We start from the raw sequence: 23,151 nt of genomic DNA on the forward strand, positions 1-23,151 counted from the left end.
TGAATCCCCGGCGAGTTCAGCCCGGCGCCGGAGGCGCCTACCGGGGACTGCACAAGTTCACAAATGAGGGTGTGCTCAGAGTCGCAGGTAAAGCACGGGTCAACAAGAGGGCGCGCGCGTCCAATTGAGGGCGCACGCGCTCATCTGTGGTTCTGCGGCGTGATGTTCAGCCGCGCTCGTTGAGATAGCCCAGCAGCTCGTCGTGAAGCAGTCCGTTCGAGGCGGCCGCGTTGCCGCTGTGCGGGCCCGGGCGGCCGTCCAGGCCCGTGAAGGTGCCGCCTGCCTCCGTCACGACGATCGCCGTGGCCGCCATGTCCCAGAGGGAGAGCTCGGGTTCGGCGCACAGGTCGACCGAGCCCTCGGCGACCATCATGTACGGCCAGAAGTCGCCGTACGCGCGTGTGCGCCACACCTCGCGGGTCAGGTCGAGGAAGCCGTTCAGGTGCCCGCGCTCCTCCCAGCCCTGAAGCGAGGAGTACGCGAAGGAGGCGTCCGACAGTTTCGACACACGGGAGACGTGCAGCCGGCTCGCGGTGGACAGGCTGCGGCCGCTGAAGGCACCGTACGCCTTCGCGGCCCACCAGCGCCGGCCCAGCGCGGGCGCGGAGACGACACCGACGACGGGCTGGAAGCCGTCCTCGCCCGCCTCCATCAGCGAGATCAGCGTGGCCCAGACGGGCACGCCCCGTACGTAGTTCTTCGTGCCGTCGATCGGGTCGATGACCCAGCGGCGGGGGCCGGTGCCCTCGATGCCGTACTCCTCGCCGAGGATCGCGTCACGCGGACGGGCCCGCTGGAGCTGGCTGCGGATGAGTTCCTCGGCGGCCTTGTCGGCCTCGCTCACCGGGGTCATGTCCGGTTTGGTCTCGACCTTGAGGTCGAGGGCCTTGAAACGGTCCATGGTCGCGGCGTCGGCGGCGTCCGCGAGGACGTGCGCGAGACGGAGGTCGTCGAGGTAGTCCGGCATGGGACGAACCGTATCCGGCGAGGGAGGACGGGGCCACACCCGGCCGGAGTGCGGACGGCTCCATGCGCCCGCGAACCCTTGACAGTGCCCCCCCGCGCGTCAAACCTGGGCACCAGGCCGCTCGGCCCCAGGGAGGCGATGATGCCTGCAGCGCGGGAATCCCTACTGGACGCCGCCTTCGAGGCGCTTGCGCTACGGCCGTGGGCCGCGGTGCGGATGGTGGACGTCGCCGCAGCGGCCGGGGTGTCCCGGCAGACGCTGTACAACGAGTTCGGGAGCAAGGAAGGCCTGGCCAGAGCGCTCGTCAGACGAGAGGCCGACGGGTACCTCGCCGGGGTCGAGCGGGCGCTGGCCGCGCACGGCGACGCCCGGGACCGGCTGACCGCGACCGCCGAGTGGACCACCGCCGCCGCCCGCGACAACGCCCTCGTACGGGCCGTCCTCACTGGCTTCTGGGGCGAGCGCCTGCCTTCGCCGACGCTCTCCGCGGTGCCGTCCTCCTCCGTCGTGCCGGCACAGCGGCGGGCGGACGGGCCGCTGCCCTCGCCCGGCGACCTCGTGGGCGCCGTCCGCGACCGGGCCGTGGCCGTGCTCTCCGGTCCCGGCGCCCTCCGGGCCGACACCGCCGACCTGGCCCGCTCCTGCGAACTCGCCGTCCGCCTCGCCCTGTCCTGCGTGTCCGCGCCACCGCCGGGGGAGGACGGGGTCGCGGAGCTGGTGCGGGGGGCCCTGCACCAGCAGCTCAAGGGGTAGGTCCTCAAGGGGCAGGGCCTGTCCTGTGTCAGCCCTGTCCTAGTGTGCTGACCCCGACAGCTGGAGTCCGATCACCCCGATGATCACAAAGCTGATCGAGACGAGTTTCAGGACCGACACCAGGTCGCCGAGGAAGACCATGCCGTAGATCGCGGTGCCCGCCGCGCCGATGCCCGTCCACACGGCGTAGGCCGGGCCCACGTCGAGTTTCTTCAGGGAGAGGGTCAGCAGGCCGAAGCTTCCGAGGGCGAAGGCGCAGAAGGCGATGGTCGGCCAGAGCCTGCTGAAGCCGTGGGACAGCTTGAGGCACACGGCGAAACCGGTCTCGAGCAACCCGGCCACGACGACCAGCAGCCACGCCATGTGCTGTCCCTCCGTTTGTCCGGCCCGGTCCGGCTCGGTGCGATTATGCACTTACCGGACTCGGGTCGACCCAAACAACGCGGTGGTCAGCTCGGCTGTCTGCCGGCTGTCAGTCGCCTTCCGTGCGCTCGCGGGTGGAGAGCAGCCGGCGCAGGGAGTACAGCCGGGCCGGGTCGGCGTGGCCGTCGGCCACCCAGGCGTCCAGCGCGCAGTCCGGCTCGTCGTGGCTGCACGCACGCGGGCAGCCCTCGGTGCCCGGCACAAGGTCGGGGAAGGCGAGGATCACCCGGGACGGGTCGACGTGGTGCAGGCCGAAGGACCGTACGCCGGGGGTGTCGATCACCCAGTCGTCCGTGCCCGCCAGCGGCAGCGCCAGCGCCGAGGTCGTGGTGTGGCGGCCACGTCCGGTCACCGCGTTCACATGGCCGGTCACCCGCCGCCGCTCCTGAGGGACCAGCGCGTTGACGAGGGTCGTCTTGCCGACGCCCGAATGCCCGACGAACGCCGTGATCCGTCCGGCCAGCAGCTCGCGCACCCGCTCCGCCGCGTCGCCGTTCTCCAGCTCGTCGCGGCTGGTGACGACGTACGGGATGTCGAGGTGGCCGTACAGCTCCAGCAGCTTGTCCGCCGACGCCAGGTCCGACTTCGTCATGACCAGGAGCGGGGTGAGGCCGCCGTCGAAGGCCGCCACCAGGCAGCGGTCGATCAGACGGGGGCGGGGCTCCGGATCGGCCAGGGCGGTGACGACGGCCAGCTGGTCGGCGTTGGCGACGACCACGCGCTCGTAGGGGTCGTCGTCGTCCGCGGTGCGGCGGAGCACCGAGGTGCGCTCGGCGATGCGGACGATGCGGGCGAGGGTGTCCTTCTTGCCGGACAGGTCGCCGACCAGGGCGACCCGGTCGCCCACGACCGCGGCCTTGCGACCCAGTTCGCGGGCCTTCATCGCCAGGATGATCCGGTCGTCGACGAGGCAGGTCAGGCGGCCCCGGTCGACGGTGAGGACCATGCCCTCGGCGGCGTCCTCGTGCTTGGGACGGATGTGCGTACGAGGCCGGTTGCCCTTGCGGTTCGGGCGGCTGCGGATGTCGTCCTCGTCGGTGTGCTTGCCGTAGCGGCGCATGGCGAAAGTCCCTATACCCCGGACACCCCGAGCATCCCGGCCCACAGGTCGGGGAAGTCCGGCAGGGTCTTCGCCGTCGTCGCCACGTTCTCGATCTGCACACCCGCGACGGCCAGGCCGATGATCGCACCGGCCGTCGCCATGCGGTGGTCGTCGTAGGTGTGGAAGATCCCGCCGTGCAGCGGACGCGGGCGGATGTGCAGCCCGTCGGCGGTCTCGGTGACGTCGCCGCCGAGCTCGTTGATCTCCTTGGTGAGGGCGGCCAGCCGGTCCGTCTCGTGCAGGCGCAGGTGGGACACGCCCCGCAGGGTCGACGGGGAGTCCGCGAGGGCGGCGACCGCCGCGATGCCCGGGGTCAGCTCGCCGACGTCGCCCAGGTCGACGTCGATGCCGTGGATCGAGCCCGAGCCGGTGAAGACCAGGCCGTAGTCGGCCAGCTCGCAGGAACCGCCCATCTCGGTGAAGATCTCGCGCAGCCGGTCACCCGGCTGAGTGGTGCGGGCCGGCCAGTCCGGGATCAGCACCCGGCCGCCCGTCACCAGCGCCGCCGCCAGGAACGGCTGGGCGTTGGACAGGTCCGGCTCGATCGTCAGGTCCCGGCCGAGCAGGGCGCCCGGAGTGACCCGCCAGACGTTCGGTTCGCCGCCCGACTCCGGGGTGTCCACCTGGGCGCCGACGGCGCGCAGCATGTCCACGGTCATCCGGATGTGCGGCATGGAAGGGAGCGAGGAGCCGATGTGACGGACCTCCACGCCCTGGTTGAAGCGGGGCGCGGAGAGCAGCAGGGCCGACACGAACTGGGACGACGACGAGGCGTCGATCTCCACCGGGCCGCCATCCAGCGCGCCCGAGCCGTGCACGGTCAGCGGCAGCGCGCCGCGGTCGTCGTCGTCGATCCGCGCGCCGAGGACGCGCAGCGCGTCGATGACTCCGTTCAGGGGGCGCTCGTACGACCGCGGGTCGCCGTCGAAGCGGACGGGGCCGTCGGCGAGGGCGGCCACCGGCGGCAGGAAGCGCATCACTGTGCCGGCGTTGCCGACGTCCACCGTGGCCGGTCCGCGCAGCCCCGCCGGAAGCACGCGCCAGGCCTCGCCGGCGCCGTCCGCGCCCCCCGCGACGGAGGAGCTGGAGGACACGGTCTCCTCGATGCCGACGCCCATCTCGCGCAGGGCGCCCGCCATCAGCAGGGTGTCGCGGGAGCGGAGGGGGCGGCGCAGCCAGCCGGGCTCGGAGGCGAGGGCGGCGAGGACGAGGGCGCGGTTGGTGACGGACTTCGACCCCGGCACGTGGACCGTCGCGTCGACGGCCTCGCTCGCGTGCGGGGCGGGCCAGAGGGCGGTGTGTGCGGGGTTCACGGGCATGCGCCCACTTTAGTCTCCGGTCGACCTTCGGGTGCGGCGCCGTCGTGGCTGGTCGCGTCCCGCGGCGGAGCCGCCGATGTCACAGTCCCGCGCCCCTGAACGGTCGCTCCTGACGGGGCGCGTTCAGAGGTCCAGCAGCCACCTGCCGCCGCCCATCAGCGCGCACAGGCTCACCGCGTGGAAGAGGAACAGCCACAGGCCCGCCGGTACGTGGGTCAGGCGGGAGAGCTGGTCGGCGTCCGAGTCACCGGCCCCGCCGCGCGAGCGCTTCATCTGGAGTTCGAAGGCCGGGCGGACCCCGCCGAGCAGCAGGAACCACACCACCGCGTACGCGAAGGCCGCCTGTACCTGGGGGCCGGCCAGCCAGGACACCAGCAGGAACGTGCCGCCGGTGAGGAGCACCGTCAGGGCGCCGTAGGCGTTGCGGATCATCACCAGCATCGCCACCAGGAGGGCCGTCGCCAGCCACAGCAGGAGGGTGATGCGGCCGGCGCCGAGGAGGGCGGCGCCGCCGAGGCCGAGCAGCGGGGGAGCGGTGTAGCCGGCGGCCGCGGTGAGGATCATGCCGAGGCCGTGCGGCTTGCCGCGGCTGACGGTCAGGCCGCTGGTGTCGGAGTGCAGGCGTATCCCGTTCAGCTGGCGGCCGGTCAGCAGCGCCACCAGGCCGTGGCCGCCCTCGTGGGCGATGGTGATGGCGTTGCGGGAGAGGCGCCAGAGGCTGTGCGGCACGACGACGGCGAGGGCCGCGACCGCGGTGGCGATCACCACCCACAGGTCGGGGTCGGGCTGGGTGCCGACGAGACGGTCCCACAGGTCGGGCAGCGCGATGGCGGCGGTGCTGTCCATGCTGGCCATGGTGTGCGGTGGCTCCCTGTCGTCGTGATCAGTAGGGGTCGGCGCGCAGCGCCGTCGTTGGGGGTGGTGGCCGGGTGACGGGTGGGCCTGGCAGTGTGGCACGTATGTGCGGACGGTATGCAGCGAGTCGCAGGCCCGAGGATCTCGCAGGAGTCTTTGAAATCGAGATGGGGGTCCCCCCGTATCGAGCGGGGTCGGGAACTTGGGGGAGGGAGCCCGAGGAGACCTTGGAGCCCGACTACAACGTGGCGCCGACCAAGGAGGTCTACGCCGTCCTGGACCGTCCGTTGAAAGACGCCGACGAGAAGCGTCCGGTTCGGCAGCTGCGCAAGCTGAGGTGGGGGCTCGTGCCCTCCTGGTCGAAGACGCCCGAGGGCGGCGCCCGGATGATCAACGCGCGCGCCGAGACCGTCCACGAGAAGCCCTCGTTCCGCCGTGCCTTCGCCGCCCGGCGCTGCATCCTGCCCGCCGACGGCTACTACGAGTGGGTCACGGCCAAGGACGAGCGGCAGCTGGAGGTCGAGGGGAGGAAGAAGCGGGCGCGCAAGCAGCCCTACTTCGTGCTCCCGGCCGACGGTTCGGTCTTCGCGATGGCCGGGCTGTACGAGTTCTGGCGGGACGGCACCCTGCCCGACGACCATCCGCAGGCCTGGTGGGTGACGTGCTCGGTGATCACGACCGAGGCGGAGACCTCGCCGCTCGCCGTGGCCCCCGCCGACGGGCCGCGCGCCCTCGCCGACATCCACCCCCGGATGCCGCTGATGCTCACCCCGGACCGGTGGGACGCCTGGCTGGACCCGGCGCGGACCGATGTCGAGGACCTGCGATCGCTCCTCGAACCCCCGCCGGCCGGACTGATGCGCGCCTACCCGGTGTCCACGGCCGTCAGCAACGTCCGCAACAACGGCCCGGAGCTGTTGAAGGAGCTGGAGGGGCCCGAGGAGGGCACACTCTTCTGATGTGACGAACGTGACGGGCAGGACGAGCGAGGCGACCGTGGCCGGCGAGACAGTCGAGACAATCGAGACCGACGCGGGTACCGCCCGCATCACCTGGCGCCGCGCCAGGAAACCGCGGCTCGTCCTCGCCGTCAGTCATGGAGCGGGCGGTGGCATCGAGGCCCGTGACCTCCAGGCCCTCGCCGCCGTGCTGCCCGGGCACGGGGTGAGCGTCGCCCTCGTCGAGCAGCCCTGGCGGGTGGCCGGCAAGAAGGTCGCCACCGCGCCGAAGACCCTCGACGTCGGCTGGCGCGGGATCTGGCCGGCCGTCTCCGGGCCCGGCCTGCCGGTGATCTCCGGTGGGCGGTCGGCGGGCGCGCGGGTCGCCTGCCGTACCGCGACCGAGCTCGGGGCCCACGCCGTGCTCGCGCTCGGCTTCCCGCTCCACCCGCCGGGGAAGCCGGAGAAGTCCCGCGCGCAAGAGCTGCTCGGCGCCGGGGTGCCCACCCTCGTCGTCCAGGGCGGCAACGACACCTTCGGGAAGCCCGGGGAGTTCCCCGAGGGCGGGTACGAGCTCGTCGAAGTTCCCTACGGCGATCACGGGTTCGCCGTCCCCAAGCGGGCCGGGATCACGCAGGATCAGGCGCTGGAGGTCGTCACCGCGGGAGTCGTCCAGTGGATCGCGTCACTGGAGTAGAGGGCGGGGAATGGGGAAGGGCGGCTCGCTGTTGAGGCGGACAGAAGTGCTGAACAACCGGCACCGACGTCAGTGGGAGAGGAAGTCCGCCGCATGGGTTCGACCATCTGCCCGAGCCGCAGCAGCCGTGCCGACCTGGACTGGACGGTGCTGCACGCGGCCAAGACCACGCCTATTCGAGCGGCGGGTGGCACGGGTAGTCGTCTATCCTCCGATTCGAGTGGGATCGGTTTCGATTCCGCCCGCGATCTTGAGGAGGTGGGTCCGGTCACCGGTACCGACGCAGGGACCGACAACGGCCAGGCGGAGCTGCCCGAGGGCCAGGGCGTGAGCGGGGAGACTGGCACGGAGTCAACCGCCGAGCGCAGTGCGCGCTTCGAGCGGGACGCGCTCGAGTTCCTCGACCAGATGTACTCGGCCGCGCTGCGCATGACGCGCAACCCGGCGGACGCCGAGGACCTGGTGCAGGAGACGTACGCGAAGGCGTACGCGTCGTTCCACCAGTTCCGTGAGGGCACCAATCTCAAGGCCTGGCTGTACCGGATCCTCACCAACACCTTCATCAACTCGTACCGCAAGAAGCAGCGCGAACCCCAGCGCTCCGCGGCCGAGGAGATCGAGGACTGGCAGCTGGCGCGAGCCGAGTCGCACATGTCCACGGGTCTGCGCTCCGCCGAGTCGCAGGCGCTGGACCACCTGCCCGACTCGGACGTGAAGGAAGCACTTCAGGCGATCCCCGAAGAGTTCCGCATCGCCGTCTACCTCGCGGACGTCGAGGGCTTTGCGTACAAGGAGATCGCGGACATCATGGGGACACCCATCGGTACGGTGATGTCCCGGCTGCACCGGGGCCGCCGTCAACTGCGCGGCATGCTCGAGGACTACGCCCGTGAGCGCGGGCTGGTCCCGGCCGGCGCCGGAGAGTCGAACGAAGCGAAAGGTTCGGGCTCATGAGCTGCGGAGATCCGCACGAGACGGACTGCAGTGAGGTCCTCGACCACCTGTACGAGTATCTCGACAGCGAGATGCCTCCTGTCGACCGGGACAAGTTCCAGCACCACTTCGAGGAGTGCTCCCCCTGCCTGGAGAAGTACGGGCTGGAGGAGGCCGTGAAGAAGCTGGTCAAGCGGTGCTGCGGGCATGACGACGTGCCGAGCGACCTGCGCTCCAAGGTCCTGGGGCGGCTCGACCTGATCCGCTCCGGCCAGGCCGTCCCCGAGCACGACGTGACCGCCACGCCGCAGGAGTCCTGACCGCGCAGGAGTCCCCACCGCGTCGGCGTCACCCGAATGTGCTAATCCGCGGTTGATACGCCAACGAACCCACCCCCGGCCGTCCTAGGCTCCTGAGCCCGGACAGGCACGGCTGGGGGAGGCGTCATGGAGGGCATTCCGGCGCGGGCGCGCGGATACGTCGCCTGTGTCGCCCTCGGCGCCCTGCTCTGCACGGTCCCGCCGCTCCCCGACGTACGGACGCCGTGGTGGGCCGTCGCCCTGCTGGCCGCCCTGTACGCCGGGGGCGAGCAGATCGCCCGGCGCAGGTTCGCCGGCACCCTCCACCCCGTGCTGCTCGCCGGGGCCTTCCTGCTCGCGCCGCCCGCGGCCGCCCTCGTCCCTCTGCCCGGGGCGCTGTTCTCGCACGTCGAGCAGCGCCCCTTCGCGCTGCGCCGGGTCTGGCGGGCCGCCCAGTCCTCGCTCGCCGTGTGGGCCGCGGCCCGGGTGCACCGGGCGCTCGGCGGAGGGGACGCCGTGGTCGGCTCCGACTTTCCGTACGCGCTGCTGCCGGCGGGTGCGGCCGTGCTGGTGTTCTGCGCCGCGCTCGCCCTCCTCGACAGCGGGATGCTCGCGCTCGCCGAGGGGCTGCCGCTGCGGCGGTGCTGCCGGGGGCTGTTCCTGCGCTCCCTCGCGCCCCTCGCGGTGCACGGGCTCGCCGGCCTGATGATGGCCGTGCTGTGGCGCAGCCCGTACGGGCCCGTCGCCGCGCTGCTCGTGCTGTTCCCGATGGCCGTGTCGTGGTGGGTGTTCGCGCAGTACCACCGGGAGCGCGCCGCCCACCAGGCGACGATCCGCGCCCTGGTGCAGGCCGTCGACATCAAGGACGGCTACACGCGCGGGCACAGCGAACGCGTCGGACAGGCCTCGATGATGATCGGGCGCGAACTGGGCATGGACGAGGACCGTATCGAGGTGCTCCGCTTCGCCGGGATCCTGCACGACGTCGGCAAACTCGGCGTCCCCACCCGGCTGTTGCGCAAGGACGGGCCGCTGACGCCCGAGGAGCGGCGGGTGATCGAGCTGCACCCCGAGTACGGGCACGAGATCACCCGGGGCATCTCCTTCCTCGGCGAGGCCCGCTCGGCGATCCTCCACCACCACGAACGCATCGACGGCAGTGGCTACCCGTACGGACTGGTGGGCCGTCAGATCCCGGAGTCCGCGCGCGTGGTCGCCGTCGCGGACGCCTTCGACGCGATGACGTCCAACAGGTCGTACAGCAGGGCCCGGCCCGTGGACGTGGCTCTGGAGGAGCTGCGGCGTTGCGCGGGCACCCACTTCGACCCCCGGATGGTCACGGCGCTGACCCGGGTCGTCGGGCGCGACGGCTGGCATCCGGTCGTGACCGCCGAGGAGACCCGGCCCGCGGTGCCCTCGCCCGCCCAGGCTCCCGACGACCGGTCCGAGGCACGCCGATGACCTTCCGCCGCTCCCTCGTCGCCCTCTACACCGTCGCCGCCCTCCTGGTGGCCGTCTCCCTCCTGGTCACGTTCACGAGGTGCGTGCAGGAACGTCCCGTCGCGCTCGCCTTCGGGATCCTCGTGGCCGTCGGTGAGCTGATCCGGTGGAGCGGGCCCGGGCTGCGCGAGGCCGCGCCGCTGGGTGCCGCCGGGTCGCTGGCCTACGCGCTGGTCGGAGAGCACGCCGGGCACCCCACGCACCACGGGGTCGCGCAGGTCGTGTCGGTGGTCGTCGCCGCCTCCCTGCTGGGCAGCGTGCCGCACCTGGCCCGCGGGCAGGGGCCCGTTCTCGACCACCTGGTCCGGCGGGTCCTGGCCGTCGGGTTCGCCGCCGTCTGCTTCCAGCCCCTCTACAACCGCGGGGTCTTCGACGGCTGGAGCGGCCCCGCCTACGCGCTGCTGCTGCTCGCGCTGCTCGTCCTGACCGTCCTGTGCGACGCCGTGGTCGCCGCCGTGCTCGCCCACTCCCGAACCGGCTGGCCGTTCGCCCCGCTGCTGAGGGACGAGCTGCGGGCCGTGCCCGGGATCGGGTCGGCGGTGTGCGCCACGGGCGCCGTGATGGCGCTCGCGGTGGCCGTCGTCGGGCTGTGGGCGCTGCCGGTGTTCTCGGTGCCGCTGCTGCTCACCCAGCTGTCCCTGCGCCGGTACGCGGCCGTCCGGGCCACCTACCGCCAGACCATCGCCTCCCTGGCCCGCGCCACCGAGATCGCCGGGTACACCCCGGCCGGGCACGCCCGCCGGGTCGCCGCCCTCAGCCAGGCCGTGGGCCGGGATCTCGGGCTGCCGGAGGCCGAGCGCGCCGTCCTGGAGTACGCGGCCCTCATGCACGACATCGGCCAGCTCAGCCTCGTCGATCCGGTCCCGGCCGGGGCCACGGCGGGCCTGCCGGTGGCGGAGCAGCGGCGGATCGCGCTGCTCGGCGGGGCCGTCGTCCGGCAGACCGGGGCGGGCGCCCAGGTCGCGACGGTCGTCGAGCGGCAGGCCGACCCCTACCCGGAGCAACCGGTGGCCGCCCGCATAGTCCGGGTGGTCAACGCGTACGAGGAGAAGGTGCAGGGTAGCGGTCCCGGCGGGCCCCTCACGGCCCTGGAGGAGCTGCGCCTGGGCACCGGCGGGGAGTACGCGCCCGAGGTGGTGGAGGCGCTGGCCAGGGTGCTGTCGAGGAGTTGTCTGACCCTGCCCGCGGGTGGGTAACCCATGGGTAATGAGCGGCCCTCCGGCCACACGTGGTTGGATGCGAGGGAGAGAGTGTCCGGGGGCACTGGCCAGCCCACAGAACGGAACTGGCAGGCGGGAATCGTGAGGATCTTCGGCAAGGGACGGCACCGGCCCTCCGCCTCCTGGCGGCAGGCCACAGACCGCGCGTTCACGCTCATCGGCGACGGGCGGTACGAGGACGCGGGCGCGCTGCTGACACGTGCCGCCGACCTGGAACCCTGGCTGTCCGAGTCCTGGTTCAACCTCGCCCTGCTGCACAAGTTCCGGCACGACTGGGAGCAGGCCCGCACCGCCGGTCTGCGCGCCGTCGCCCTGCTCGACCGCGAGGCCGGGGCGCCCGACTGGTGGAACGTCGGCATCGCCGCCACCGCCCTCCAGGACTGGCCCCTGGCCCGCCGCGCCTGGCAGGCGTACGGGCTGCACGTGCCCGGGCACGCCACGGGCGCCGGCGAGCCCGTCGGCATGGAGCTGGGCAGTGCGGCCGTCCGGCTGTCGCCCGAGGGCGAGGCCGAGGTGGTGTGGGGGCGGCGGCTGGACCCCGCCCGCATGGAGGTGCTGTCGATCCCGCTGCCCTCCTCGGGGCGGCGCTGGGGCGAGGTCGTGCTGCACGACGGGGTGCCCCACGGGGAGCGGACCACGTCCGCCGGTCACTCCTACCCGGTCTTCGACGAGATCGAGCTGTGGGCGCCGTCGCCCGTGCCGACCTGGGTGGTCCTCCTGGAGGCGGCCAGCGAGGCCGACCGGGACGCGCTGGAGCAGCTGGCGGCCGATGCCGGCTTCGCGGCGGAGGACTGGTCCTCCTCGGTGCGGCTGCTGTGCCGGATGTGCTCGGAGTCCCGGATGCCGTCCGACGAGGGTGACGGCGAGCACCTCGACCCGCACGACCACAGCGAGCCGGGCCACCCGGGCCCCCTCGGTCACCGCACCGACGGGCAGCTGTGGATGCCGGAGCGGGAGTGTGGCGTGGCCGCCCCGGCTTCCCTCGTGAGGGGGTTGCTGGACGGGTGGGTCGCCGACAGCCCCGACTCCAGGGACTGGCGGGATCTCGAAGAGGTGTGCTGACGTCTTTCCGGTGCGGGTCCGTTGTGGCTGGTCGCGTCCACGCGGCGGAGCCGCACGTCAGATGCAGCCCCGCCCCTTGAGGGACGCGATCCCCCGTACCCTGTATCAGCAACTTCACCCCCTGTTTCACTGAGGAAGGCATCGTCGGTCATGGCGCAGCAGGACACCGATCAGCAGCACGCGGGCGTGCTCCCCGTGGACGACGAGGGCTTCGTCATCGACACCGAGGAGACGGAGGAGCGCGAGCTGGCCTGGCGTGAGGCCGGCACCTCGCGGCCGATCACCGTCGTCGGGAACCCGGTGCTGCACAAGGAGTGCAAGGACGTCACCGAGTTCGGCGAGGAACTGCGCCGGCTGGTCGCGGACATGTTCGCCTCGCAGCACACCGCCGAGGGCGTGGGCCTGGCCGCCAACCAGATCGGCGTCGACCTGAAGGTCTTCGTCTACGACTGCCCCGACGACGAGGGCGCCCGGCACACCGGTGTCGTCTGCAACCCCAAGCTCGTCGAACTCCCCGCGGACAGGCGCCGGCTGGACGACAGCAACGAGGGCTGCCTGTCGGTGCCCACCGCCTACGCGCCGCTCGCCCGCCCCGACTACGCCGAGGTGACCGGGCAGGACGAGCAGGGCAACCCGATCAAGGTGCGCGGCACCGGGTACTTCGCCCGGTGCTTGCAGCACGAGACGGACCACCTGTACGGCTACCTCTACATCGACCGGCTGTCCAAGCGCGAACGCAAGGACGCCCTGCGGCAGATGGCCGAGAACGAGCCCCGCTACCCCGTGGTCGCCAACGACTGAGGGCCGCGGAACGTGCGCCGGTAGGCGTTGGGGGTCGTCCCCAGCGCCTGCACGAACTGGTGGCGCAGGGCGCCCGCCGTGCCGAAGCCGGCCCGCCAGGCGATCGCGTCCATCGTCTCGTCCGTCACCTCCAGCAACTGCTGTGCCAGCAGCACCCGTTGGCGCAGCAGCCAGCGGTAGGGGGTGGTGCCCGTCTCCTGCTGGAAGCGGCGGGCGAAGGTGCGCGGGGACATGTGGGCGCGTTCGGCGAGCTGCTCGACCGTGACCTCCTGGTCGAGGTGCTGCTCCATCCAGGCGAGCACCTCGCCGACGGTGTCGCACCGCGACCGGGGCAGCGGCCGCTCGATGTACTGGGCCTGGCCGCCGTCCCGGTGCGGCGGCACCACCATCCGGCGTGCGATCCGGTTGGCGACCTCCGGGCCCTGCTCCTTGCGGACGATGTGCAGACAGGCGTCGATGCCCGCGGCCGTTCCGGCCGAGGTGATCACCGGGCCCTCGTCGACGTAGAGCACGTCCGGCTCGACCGTGGTGCGCGGATACAGCCGGGCCAGCTGCTCGGCGTGCCGCCAGTGCACCGCGCAGCGCCGCCCGTCCAGCAGCCCCGCCGCGGCCAGCACGAACGCCCCGGAGCAGACGCTGAGCACGCGCGTGCCCCGGTCCACCGCCCGGCGCAGCGCGTCGAGCAGCTCCGGCGGGAAGTCCCGCCTGCCGTACGTCTCCCCGGCCGGGACGGCGATCAGGTCGGCGCTCTCCAGCCGTTCCAGCCCGTGCTCGGTGCCCACGGTGAAGCCCGCGTGGGTGCTCAGCATCGGCCCCTCCGCCGAGGCGACGGCGAAGTCGTAGACCGGCAGCCCCTCGTCGCTGCGGTCTATCCCGAAGACCTCACAGACGACGCCCAGTTCGAAGGGGTGCACACCGTCCAGGAGGATCGCGGCCACGTTCTTCAGCATGCCGACAGTATGCCTCGGCAGTGGCAGTAATTTGAAGATGTGCGGCAGTCCTGCCACTCACGGGCAGGGGCGTCCGGCACAACACTGGTGTCCATGAACGCAAACCAGATCGAAGGCCTCATCGGAATGCTCATGGTCCTCGGGATCCTCGTCCTCCTGGTCCTCCCGTCCGTGTTCGGCATCGTGCGCGACCGTCGCGCCGACCGGCAGATCAGGGAGGCCCAGGAGGCCCGCGGGGAGAGGGAGGGTCAGAAGTCCTCGTCCAGGTCGACGGTGCCCTCCACCGCCACCTGGTACGCCGACGGACGGCGCTCGAAGAAGTTGGTCAGCTCCTGAACACCCTGGAGCTCCATGAAGGAGAACGGGTTCTCAGAGCCGTAGACCGGGGCGAAGCCGAGCCGCGACAGGCGCTGGTCGGCGACGCACTCGAGGTACTGCCGCATCGAGTCGGTGTTCATGCCCGGCAGGCCGTCACCGCACAGGTCGCGTCCGAACTGCAGCTCGGCCTCGACGGCCTCCCGGAGCATGTCGGTGACCTGCTCCTGGAGCTTGTCGTCGAAGAGCTCCGGCTCCTCCTTGCGGACCGTGTCGACCACCTCGAAGGCGAAGCTCATGTGCATCGTCTCGTCACGGAACACCCAGTTGGTGCCGGTGGCCAGGCCGTGCAGCAGCCCCCGGCTGCGGAACCAGTAGACGTACGCGAAGGCGCCGTAGAAGAACAGGCCCTCGATGCACGCGGCGAAGCAGATCAGGTTGAGCAGGAAGCGGCGCCGGTCGGCCTTCGTCTCCAGGCGGTCCAGCTTCTCGACCTCGTTGATCCACTTGAAGCAGAACTCGGCCTTCTCGCGGATGGAGGGGATGTTCTCCACCGCGTCGAAGGCGGCCGCGCGGTCCTCCGGGTCGGGGAGATAGGTGTCCAGCAGCGTCAGATAGAACTGGACGTGCACGGCCTCCTCGAACAGCTGCCGCGACAGATAGAGGCGCGCCTCGGGGGAGTTGATGTGCTTGTACAGCGTCAGCACGAGGTTGTTCGCCACGATCGAGTCGCCCGTCGCGAAGAACGCGACCAGCCGGCCGATCATGTGCTGCTCGCCCTCGGACAGCTTCGCCAGGTCGGCGACGTCCGAGTGGAGGTCGACCTCCTCCACGGTCCAGGTGTTCTTGATGGCGTCCCGGTAGCGCTCGTAGAAGTCCGGGTAGCGCATGGGACGCAGAGTCAGCTCGAAGCCCGGGTCGAGCAGGTTGGTGTTACGGCTGGTCATTACTGGCAGGCCTCGCAGGACTCGGGGTTTTCCAGGGAGCAGGCGACGGCCTCTTCGGGCGCCGGCTGCTGTGTGGCTGACGCCATTGCTTCGTTGACGGGGACGGTGGCCTGCGCGGCGCGGGCGATACGGGTCGCCGGGCGCGAGCGCAGGTAGTACGTGGTCTTCAGGCCCGACTTCCAGGCGTACGCGTACATCGAGGAGAGCTTGCCGATGGTCGGCGTCTCCAGGAACAGGTTCAGGGACTGCGCCTGGTCCAGGTACGGAGTGCGGGCGGCGGCCATGTCGATCAGGCCGCGCTGCGGGATCTCCCAGGCCGTGCGGTACAAGGCCCGCACCTCCTCCGGGATCCACGCGAAGTCCTGCACCGAGCCGTTCGCGTCGCGCAGCGCCTCGCGGGTGCGGGCGTCCCAGACGCCGAGCTCCTTGAGGTCGTTCACCAGGTACGAGTTGACCTGGAGGAACTCGCCGGACAGCGTCTCGCGCTTGAACAGGTTGGACACCTGCGGCTCGATGCACTCGTACACGCCCGCGATGGAGGCGATGGTCGCGGTGGGCGCGATCGCGAGCAGCAGCGAGTTGCGCATGCCGGTCGCCGCGACCCGCTCGCGCAGCGCCGCCCAGCGCTCCGGCCAGGTGAACTCGACGCCGTAGTGGTCGGGGTGCAGCACACCCCGGGCGGTACGGGTCTTCTCCCAGGCCGGAAGCGGGCCGCTGCGCTCGGCGAGGTCGGCGGAGGCCTCGTACGCGGCCAGCATGATCCGCTCGGCGATACGGGTCGACAGCGCCTTGGCCTCGGCCGAGTCGAAGGGCAGCCGCAGCTTGAAGAAGACGTCCTGGAGGCCCATCGCGCCGAGACCGACCGGACGCCACCGGGCGTTGGAGCGGCCCGCCTGCTCGGTCGGGTAGAAGTTGATGTCGACGACCCGGTCGAGGAAGGTGACGGCGGTGCGGACCGTCTGGTCCAGCCGCTCCCAGTCGATGTCGTCGCCGACGACGAACGCGCCGAGGTTCACCGAACCCAGGTTGCAGACCGCCGTCTCGCCGTCGTCCGTGACCTCCAGGATCTCCGTGCACAGGTTGGAGGAGTGGACGACGTGACCCGGCTCGGCCGTCTGGTTGGCGGTGCGGTTGGCGGCGTCCTTGAAGGTCATCCAGCCGTTGCCGGTCTGCGCGAGGGTGCGCATCATGCGGCCGTACAGGTCACGGGCGGGGATGGTCTTCTTCGCCAGCCCCTTCGCCTCGGCCGACCGGTACGCCGCGTCGAACTCCTCGCCCCACAGGTCGACCAGCTCGGGCACGTCGGAGGGGGAGAACAGCGACCACGGGGCGTCGGCGTTGACCCGGCGCATGAACTCGTCCGGGATCCAGTGCGCGAGGTTCAGGTTGTGCGTACGGCGGGCGTCCTCACCGGTGTTGTCCCGCAGCTCCAGGAACTCCTCGATGTCGGAGTGCCAGGTCTCCAGGTAGACCGCGGCCGCGCCCTTGCGCCGGCCGCCCTGGTTCACGGCGGCGACGGAGGCGTCCAGGGTCTTGAGGAACGGGACGATGCCGTTGGAGTGCCCGTTGGTCCCGCGGATCAGGGAACCGCGGCTGCGGATGCGGGAGTACGACAGGCCGATGCCGCCGGCGTGCTTCGACAGCCGGGCGACCTGGTGGTAGCGGTCGTAGATGGAGTCCAGCTCGTCCAGCGGGGAGTCGAGGAGGTAGCAGGACGACATCTGGGGGTGCCGGGTGCCGGAGTTGAAGAGGGTGGGGGAGGACGGGAGGTAGTCCAGGCGGCTCATCAGCCGGTAGAGCGCGGCGACCTCGTCCACCGAACGGGCCGTGTCGTCCTCGGCGAGGCCGGAGGCGACACGCAGCAGGAAGTGCTGGGGCGTCTCGACGACCTTGCGGGTGATCGGGTGCCGCAGCAGGTAGCGGCTGTGCAGGGTGCGCAGGCCGAAGTAGCCGAAGCGGTCGTCGGCATCCGTGTCGACCAGCGCGTCGAGGCGGGCCGCGTGGGCGCGCACGAACTCGGCGGTGCGGTCGGCGATCAGGCCCTCACGGTGGCCGACGGCGACCGAGGCGGTGAACGACGTGACGCCCTGGGAGGCGGCCTCCGCGGCGATACCGACCGTCAGCAGCCGGGCGGCCAGCTTCGAGTAGACGGGGTCCTCGGAGATCAGGCCGGCGGCCGCCTCCGTGGCCAGCTCGCGCAGCTCCGCCTCGTCGGCGCGGGCGGACCGGCCGCGCAGGGCCGCGGCGGCGACCCGGCCGGGGTCGGCGTCGGGCAGGTCGGCGGTCAGCTCGGTCAGGGTACGCAGCAACGCGGTACCGGGACCGTCGGTCTCCAGCTCGGTGACTGAAGCCGGTTCGGCTGGCGCGATGGTCACGTGGGGCTCTCCCTCGCTCGGCGGTGGGCCTGGCGGAGGGCAGGGGGCAGCACACGAGCGCACGGGGCGTCGCGTCCACCGGCCCACTCCACGAGGCCCGGACGTCAGGGCACCCGGACCTGATGGGCCGGGCACGCTGTCGGCAGGTCCTCGGACTGACCAGGCGTACGCAAATGGAGAGGAACGCACGCGAGTACACCGTTGCGGGACAGTTCCGGATTCGCACCGGATTCCCCTGTGGCGACAGCGAGCACGAGCATACATCTTGTGCCCGCCTGCCACGCCACCCCCAGATGTTGTGTCGAGGCGGTTTCAGAGCGTCAACTGGTAGGTGAGGAGAGTGAGGTCGTCAAGGTGTGGCACGGGATTCCAGTCCCGCTCGGGTGTGCGGACGAAGCCGAGGCGTTCGTAGATGCGGTGGGCCGTGTGCATGGCGCGCTGGGTCGACAGAACGACGGTCGTGCAGCCTTCCACGGCCCGCGCCCGCTCGACGCACGCCCGTACGAGAGCCTCGCCCGCGCCCCGGCCACGGGTGGCACGGTCGACCGCGAGCATACGGATCTCGGCCTCACCGGGGCCCGCGATGTCGGCCATGAGGCTGCCCGGACCCGGGACGAAGGTGACTCCGCCGAGGAGGATGTCGCCCTCGACGGCCACGAGGACCTCGGCGGCGGCCGCCCGCTTCGCGACGTTCCTCAGCTCGCCCAGGTACGCGTCGCTCTCCCCGAAGTCGAGCAGCCCGTCCTGGAGATAGGCCTGTGCGGTGATCTCCCCGAGCGCCTCGTACTCTCCGGTGCCCACCGGCCGTATCACGATATCCATGGCCCCGAGTCTGCCGGACGCCCAGGCCGTCGGTCCTTGTGATTCTTCCGACGGGGCAGCCGAGTTGCGGGGCGCGCGGTTCCGGCTCTGCCCGTACCTCCCCGGGGCTCGGTGCCCCGGGGAGGGATCCGTGAGCCGTTCTGCCGGCAGCAGCAGGCCCTGCTGCCCGGGGGGCCGCGCAGGAAGACATCGCACCGGGTCGGCATGCGCGTCCGCGAACCGGACCGGTTCTGGGACGCGATGGCCAGGCGGACCCGTGGCCAGGGTCCCCGACGGGAAGGGTGTCGGACGGGAAGGGTGTCCGACGGGAATGCCGAAGCGGGCCGCCGTGGTGCCAGCTCTCGGCGGCCCGCTCCGGGTCGTGGGTGGCTGGTCGCGCCCACCCGGCGGAGCCGTATATCGACACGGCCCCGCGCCTCCCTGGTACCTCTAGTGAGAGGTGCCCGCGGTCGCCGACGGCAGTTCCACCTGCACCCCCGCGTCGCCCGCGTCCGCCGTGTAGTCCTCCGGCTTGGTCTCGTCGACGCCCTCCGGGGCCTTCGCCGCCTTCAGGACGAACGTGAGGACCACCGTGACGACGACGTTGATGACGAACGCCGTCAGGCCGATGTAGCCGATCTCGCCGATGCCCGGGATCTCCTTCGCCGAGCCGCCGAAGTGCTTCTGGGTCGGGGAGGCGACGCCGTAGGCGGCGAAGGTGCCGTAGATCATGCCGACCGCCCAGCCGGCGAGCAGCGCCCAGCGGTGGAACCAGCGGGTGAAGAGGCCGCCGACCAGGGCCGGGAAGGTCTGGAGGATCCAGATGCCGCCCAGGAGCTGGAAGTTGATGGCGACCGTCTTGTCCATGGTGAGGACGAAGACCAGGGCTCCCACCTTCACCAGCAGCGAGACCAGCTTGGAGACCTTGGTCTCCTGCGCGGGCGTCGCGTCCGGCTTGATGAAGTCCCGGTAGATGTTGCGGGTGAAGAGGTTCGCGGCCGCGATCGACATGATGGCCGCGGGCACGAGCGCGCCGATGCCGATCGCCGCGAACGCCACCCCCGCGAACCAGGAGGGGAACATGTTCTCGAACAGCTGCGGGATCGCCAGCTGCCCGTTGGTGACCTTGACCCCGGCCGCGATCGCCATGAAGCCCAGCAGCGCGAGCAGACCCAGCATCAGGGAGTACAGCGGCAGGATCGTGGTGTTGCGGCGGATCACCTCACGGCTGCGCGAGGACAGCGTCGCGGTGATCGAGTGCGGGTACATGAAGAGCGCGAGCGCGGAGCCCAGCGCGAGCGTCGCGTACGTCCACTGGCCCGGTTCCGCCGGGGCCAGCGCGCCGCGCGGCTTGCCCGTGGCCTGGTTGGTCTGGCTGAACGCCTCGCCCGCCTTGGCGAAGATGTCGTCGAAGCCGCCCAGCTTGATCGGGATGTAGATGATCGCCACCGCGATGACGATGTAGATCAGCGTGTCCTTCACGAACGCGATCAGTGCGGGGGCCCGCAGACCCGAGGAGTAGGTGTAGGCCGCCAGCACGCCGAACGCGATCAGCAGCGGCAGGTCCTTCACGAACCAGTTGGTGTCCTCGCCGCCGCCGACGCCCATCACGTCGAGCACGGCCTGGATGCCGACCAGTTGGAGTGCGATGTACGGCATCGTCGCCAGGATGCCGGTGACGGCGACCGCAAGCGACAGGCCCTTCGAGCCGTACCGGCCGCGCACGAAGTCCGAGGTCGTGACGTAGCCGTGCTTGTGGGAGACCGACCACAGGCGGGGCAGGAACAGGAAGATCAGCGGGTAGACGAGGATCGTGTAGGGCACGGCGAAGAAGCCGGCCGCGCCCGCCGCGTAGATCGCCGCGGGCACCGCGACGAAGGTGTACGCCGTGTACAGGTCGCCGCCGAGCAGGAACCAGGTGACCCAGGTGCCGAACGACCGGCCGCCCAGGCCCCACTCGTCGAGACTGTGCTCGTTGTCGGCCTTGCGCCAGCGCGCGGCCAGGAAACCCATGGCCGTGACGGCCAGGAAGAAGAAGATGAAGACGGCGAGTGCCACGCCGTTCACGCCGTCGTTCACTTCGCCGCACCCCCGCCCTGGGCCTTGCGGTCGCGCTGGTCACGCTGCCACAGCTTGTACGCGATCACCGTGAGCGCGGTGGAGATCAGCACCCAGAGCATCTGGTACCAGTAGAAGAAGGGGATCCCGATGAACGCCGGATCCACCTTCGCGTACGAACCCACCCACAGCATCGCCACGAAGGGCGAGATCAGACAGAGGGCGATGACGACGCGCACTGGCGTCACCACCGGTTCCCTCGTTGCTTCGTCGGACATCGGCGGCTCCGTCCCCTCACTCTGATCGCCTTGATCACAGATGTAATGCGCAGGCAATGTAAGTGACGGATAAGCCCAGCGGAAGACCCTCCACAGACCCTCTACTCGGCAGGCCGCTTCAGCCGCGCCACGAACTTGTACCGGTCCCCCCGGTAGACGGACCGCACCCACTCCACCGGCTGGCCGTCCTTGTCCAGCGAGTGGCGGGAGAGCATCAGCATCGGCAGGCCCACATCGGTGCCGAGAAGGCCCGCCTCGCGCGGGGTGGCCAGGGAGGTCTCGATGGTCTCCTCGGCCTCGGCGAGATGGACGTCGTAGACCTCGGCGAGGGCGGTGTACAGCGAGGTGTACTTCACCAGCGACCTGCGCAGGGCCGGGAAGCGCTTCGCCGACAGGTGGGTCGTCTCGATCGCCATCGGCTCGCCGTTGGCCATGCGCAGCCGCTCGATGCGCAGCACGCGCCCGCCGGCCGTGATGTCGAGCAGCTCGGCGAGGCGGTCGTCGGCGGTGATGTAGCCGACGTCCAGGAGCTGCGAGGTCGGTTCGAGGCCCTGGGCGCGCATGTCCTCGGTGTACGAGGTGAGTTGGAGCGCCTGGGAGACCTTCGGCTTGGCGACGAAGGTGCCCTTGCCCTGGATGCGTTCCAGGCGGCCCTCGACCACGAGTTCCTGGAGGGCCTGACGGACGGTCGTGCGCGAGGTGTCGAACTCGGCCGCCAGGGTGCGCTCCGGCGGGACCGGGGTGCCCGGAGACTGTGTCTCCGTGATGTCGAGCAGGTGCTTCTTCAAACGGTAGTACTTGGGCACACGCGCGGTACGGACGGTCGTCCCACCCTCGTTCTCCGCACTGCTGACGTCGGTGCTCATGGCCTGCCTTCCCGGCTGCGGGTGCCGAAATGGCCGACACACCGTCGGCCGCGGCTCACATCGTGGCACGGACACGAGGGTGCTGGCCCCTCGGTTCCGTGATCCCCTCTGTATACCGTCGCAGCCTTTGCTGGTCTAGTCCACCCAGGCAAATGGTCTACGAGTCGACGCCCTTCGGAATCCAGGTTTTCGACGGCTTCTTACTTAAAGGTTCCTGCATATGTAGGTCCCATAACGGCTGGTCGGAGGGGGTTCGACCACCCTTGACAGACCTATGGGCCTGAGCCAAGCTCTGCGCACTGGTCTACACCATTGGTCCAGGTTCAGGTCCCGGCCTGTGGGTGGGCGGGGGGTGTGGCATCCCTGAGGAGGATGGCGTGAAGCGCAAGCTGATAGCCGCGATCGGTATCGCGGGCATGATGGTCTCCATCGCGGCGTGCGGGGACGACAGCGGGAGTGGGGACTCCAAGGGCACCGACGCCAAGGAGCTGACCGTCTGGCTCACCGTCGACGCGCAGAACAACTGGCCCGAGCTGGTGAAGGCCGCCGACGCGGCGGTGCAGAAGGCGCACCCCGGCGTCAAGATCAACCACGAGTACTACGGCTGGCCGGACAAGAACACCAAGCTCGACGCGGTCCTCGCCACCGACAAGGCCCCCGACGTGGTCGAGATGGGCAACACCGAGATGCTCGGCTACATGGTCAAGGGCGCCTTCGCGCCCCTGGACACCGCCAAGTTCGACAACTCCTCCGCCTGGCTCGACGGCCTCAAGGCCTCCGTGACGTACGACGGCAAGACCTACGGCGTCCCGTACTACGCCGGCGGCCGGGTCGGGAACTGGCGCAAGGACCTCTTCGCCTCGGTGGGCGTCAAGTCCACGCCGAAGACATACGCCGAGCTGACCGCCGCCCTGGACAAGGTCCAGAAGAAGAAGGGCGCCACGTTCTCCGCCTGGTACCAGCCCACCCGCGACTGGTACGCGGCCATGTCCTTCGTCTACGACGCCGGCGGCTCCATCGCCAAGGAGGAGGGCGGCCAGTGGAAGGGCAGCCTCTCCTCGCCCGAGTCGGTCAAGGGCCTCACCGACTTCAAGAACGTCGTCGACAAGTACATGCACGGCGACAAGACCAAGGACGAGTCCGACCGTTACATCGTCTACGGCCAGGGCAAGTCCGGCATGATCTTCGGCGCGGCCTGGGAGGGCGCGACCTCCGAGGACCCGAAGAACGACAAGACCGGCAAGCTCAAGGGCAACCTCGAGAACTTCGTGATGCCCGGCCCGTCCGGCAAGAACCTCCCCGTCTTCCTGGGCGGCTCCGACCTCGCCGTCCCGGTGAAGTCGGATGCGCAGGCCCTCGCCGCCGAGTGGATCAACGCGTTCACCGGGCCCTCCGGCCAGAAGGGCCTGATGGCCAAGGGCAACCTGCCCAACGACAAGACCGACCTCGCGACCCTCAAGAACGACCCGAAGACGGCCGTCCCGGCCACCGCCGCCGAGTCCAACTGGTTCGTCCCCATGGCCCCCGGCTGGGGCCAGGTCGAGAAGGCCCAGGTCCTGCAGACCATGCTGCAGAACATCGGCACCGGCAAGAAGACCGTCGAGGCCGCCGCGAAGGAAGCGGACGCCGCGATCGACAAGGTCATCAACACCAGGTGACCTGAGGGCAGGGCTCTGCGCCAGGCAGGGCCCT

At 70.8% G+C, this 23,151-nt stretch carries 23 protein-coding genes and 1 riboswitch; of the genes, 11 read left to right on the forward strand and 12 right to left on the reverse strand.

The window, feature by feature from the left end:
• Positions 1–166 precede the first annotated feature (166 nt).
• Entirely contained in the window at positions 167–967 is an 801-nt protein-coding gene (gene hisN / locus OG289_RS33225; RefSeq protein ID WP_327317730.1) for a histidinol-phosphatase, read from the reverse strand.
• A 138-nt stretch (positions 968–1,105) separates the two neighbouring features.
• On the opposite strand from hisN, the gene OG289_RS33230 reads away from it, so the two are divergent.
• Positions 1,106–1,720: a TetR/AcrR family transcriptional regulator gene (locus tag OG289_RS33230; protein ID WP_327317731.1), complete on the forward strand. Its 615-nt coding sequence runs from the start codon at positions 1,106–1,108 to the stop codon at positions 1,718–1,720.
• 39 nt (positions 1,721–1,759) lie between these two features.
• Here the strand turns inward: OG289_RS33230 and OG289_RS33235 are convergent, their stop codons facing one another.
• The 4 genes from OG289_RS33235 to OG289_RS33250 all read right to left on the reverse strand — a co-directional run bounded on the left by OG289_RS33235 (position 1,760) and on the right by OG289_RS33250 (position 5,410).
• The gene (locus tag OG289_RS33235) at positions 1,760–2,083 is read right to left on the reverse strand and encodes a DMT family transporter (RefSeq protein ID WP_327317732.1); all 324 of its coding nucleotides are present in this window, start codon (positions 2,081–2,083) and stop codon (positions 1,760–1,762) included.
• A gap of 109 nt (positions 2,084–2,192) precedes the next feature.
• On the reverse strand, positions 2,193–3,203 hold the full coding sequence (gene rsgA, locus OG289_RS33240) for a ribosome small subunit-dependent GTPase A (protein WP_327317733.1): 1,011 nt from the start codon (positions 3,201–3,203) through the stop codon (positions 2,193–2,195).
• An 11-nt stretch (positions 3,204–3,214) separates the two neighbouring features.
• Positions 3,215–4,564 carry a 3-phosphoshikimate 1-carboxyvinyltransferase gene (gene aroA, locus OG289_RS33245; protein ID WP_327317734.1) on the reverse strand — a complete coding sequence of 450 codons (1,350 nt, stop codon included), beginning with the start codon at positions 4,562–4,564 and terminating at the stop codon, positions 3,215–3,217.
• 123 nt (positions 4,565–4,687) lie between these two features.
• Complete coding sequence (locus tag OG289_RS33250) at positions 4,688–5,410, reverse strand: M50 family metallopeptidase (protein WP_327317735.1); 723 nt, start codon at positions 5,408–5,410, stop codon at positions 4,688–4,690.
• A 113-nt stretch (positions 5,411–5,523) separates the two neighbouring features.
• Here OG289_RS33250 and OG289_RS33255 point away from each other — a divergent pair, with 113 nt between their 5' ends.
• The 8 genes from OG289_RS33255 (at position 5,524) to def (ending at position 12,869) form a co-directional block, all read left to right on the forward strand.
• The gene (locus OG289_RS33255) at positions 5,524–6,378 is read left to right on the forward strand and encodes an SOS response-associated peptidase (protein ID WP_327317736.1); all 855 of its coding nucleotides are present in this window, start codon (positions 5,524–5,526) and stop codon (positions 6,376–6,378) included.
• A gap of 1 nt (position 6,379) precedes the next feature.
• Complete coding sequence (locus OG289_RS33260; protein ID WP_442818987.1) at positions 6,380–7,054, forward strand: alpha/beta hydrolase family protein; 675 nt, start codon at positions 6,380–6,382, stop codon at positions 7,052–7,054.
• Positions 7,055–7,312: 258 nt separating this feature from the next.
• Positions 7,313–8,008, forward strand: a complete 696-nt coding sequence (gene sigR, locus OG289_RS33265) for an RNA polymerase sigma factor SigR (RefSeq protein WP_327320882.1) — start codon at positions 7,313–7,315, stop codon at positions 8,006–8,008.
• On the forward strand, positions 8,005–8,307 hold the full coding sequence (rsrA, locus tag OG289_RS33270) for a mycothiol system anti-sigma-R factor (protein WP_327317737.1): 303 nt from the start codon (positions 8,005–8,007) through the stop codon (positions 8,305–8,307). The genes sigR and rsrA overlap by 4 nt, the downstream gene beginning before the upstream one ends.
• 126 nt (positions 8,308–8,433) lie before the next feature.
• Positions 8,434–9,747: an HD-GYP domain-containing protein gene (locus OG289_RS33275; protein ID WP_327317738.1), complete on the forward strand. Its 1,314-nt coding sequence runs from the start codon at positions 8,434–8,436 to the stop codon at positions 9,745–9,747.
• Complete coding sequence (locus OG289_RS33280) at positions 9,744–10,982, forward strand: HD-GYP domain-containing protein (protein ID WP_327317739.1); 1,239 nt, start codon at positions 9,744–9,746, stop codon at positions 10,980–10,982. The genes OG289_RS33275 and OG289_RS33280 overlap by 4 nt, the downstream gene beginning before the upstream one ends.
• A 105-nt stretch (positions 10,983–11,087) precedes the next feature.
• The gene (locus OG289_RS33285) at positions 11,088–12,068 is read left to right on the forward strand and encodes a tetratricopeptide repeat protein (RefSeq protein ID WP_327317740.1); all 981 of its coding nucleotides are present in this window, start codon (positions 11,088–11,090) and stop codon (positions 12,066–12,068) included.
• A gap of 150 nt (positions 12,069–12,218) precedes the next feature.
• Entirely contained in the window at positions 12,219–12,869 is a 651-nt protein-coding gene (gene def, locus OG289_RS33290; RefSeq protein WP_327317741.1) for a peptide deformylase, read from the forward strand.
• Here def and OG289_RS33295 read toward each other — a convergent pair.
• Complete coding sequence (locus tag OG289_RS33295; RefSeq protein ID WP_327317742.1) at positions 12,845–13,819, reverse strand: GlxA family transcriptional regulator; 975 nt, start codon at positions 13,817–13,819, stop codon at positions 12,845–12,847. The two genes, def and OG289_RS33295, sit on opposite strands and share 25 nt — an antisense overlap.
• Positions 13,820–13,912: 93 nt before the next feature.
• On the opposite strand from OG289_RS33295, the gene OG289_RS33300 reads away from it, so the two are divergent.
• Positions 13,913–14,155 (forward strand): hypothetical protein, encoded by a 243-nt coding sequence (locus tag OG289_RS33300; protein ID WP_327317743.1) that lies wholly within the window; start codon positions 13,913–13,915, stop codon positions 14,153–14,155.
• Here OG289_RS33300 and OG289_RS33305 read toward each other — a convergent pair.
• The 6 genes from OG289_RS33305 to OG289_RS33330 form a co-directional block, all read right to left on the reverse strand.
• A complete protein-coding gene (locus tag OG289_RS33305) occupies positions 14,068–15,081 on the reverse strand; it encodes a ribonucleotide-diphosphate reductase subunit beta (protein WP_327317744.1) in 1,014 nt (337 codons plus the stop codon). The genes OG289_RS33300 and OG289_RS33305 overlap by 88 nt on opposite strands.
• On the reverse strand, positions 15,081–17,456 hold the full coding sequence (locus OG289_RS33310) for a ribonucleoside-diphosphate reductase subunit alpha (RefSeq protein WP_327317745.1): 2,376 nt from the start codon (positions 17,454–17,456) through the stop codon (positions 15,081–15,083). Before OG289_RS33310 ends, OG289_RS33305 begins: the two co-directional genes overlap by 1 nt.
• A 124-nt stretch (positions 17,457–17,580) precedes the next feature.
• Positions 17,581–17,716: riboswitch (cobalamin riboswitch) on the reverse strand.
• Between the two features lie 52 nt (positions 17,717–17,768).
• Positions 17,769–18,278 (reverse strand): GNAT family N-acetyltransferase, encoded by a 510-nt coding sequence (locus OG289_RS33315; protein ID WP_327317746.1) that lies wholly within the window; start codon positions 18,276–18,278, stop codon positions 17,769–17,771.
• Between the two features lie 429 nt (positions 18,279–18,707).
• Entirely contained in the window at positions 18,708–20,336 is a 1,629-nt protein-coding gene (mctP, locus tag OG289_RS33320; RefSeq protein WP_327317747.1) for a monocarboxylate uptake permease MctP, read from the reverse strand.
• Entirely contained in the window at positions 20,333–20,593 is a 261-nt protein-coding gene (locus OG289_RS33325; RefSeq protein WP_327317748.1) for a DUF3311 domain-containing protein, read from the reverse strand. Before OG289_RS33325 ends, mctP begins: the two co-directional genes overlap by 4 nt.
• A gap of 101 nt (positions 20,594–20,694) precedes the next feature.
• Entirely contained in the window at positions 20,695–21,459 is a 765-nt protein-coding gene (locus tag OG289_RS33330) for a GntR family transcriptional regulator (protein WP_327317749.1), read from the reverse strand.
• Between the two features lie 377 nt (positions 21,460–21,836).
• On the opposite strand from OG289_RS33330, the gene OG289_RS33335 reads away from it, so the two are divergent.
• Positions 21,837–23,117, forward strand: a complete 1,281-nt coding sequence (locus OG289_RS33335) for an extracellular solute-binding protein (RefSeq protein WP_327317750.1) — start codon at positions 21,837–21,839, stop codon at positions 23,115–23,117.
• Positions 23,118–23,151 lie beyond the last annotated feature (34 nt).

Source organism: Streptomyces sp. NBC_01235 (assembly GCF_035989285.1).
Taxonomy (GTDB): domain Bacteria; phylum Actinomycetota; class Actinomycetes; order Streptomycetales; family Streptomycetaceae; genus Streptomyces.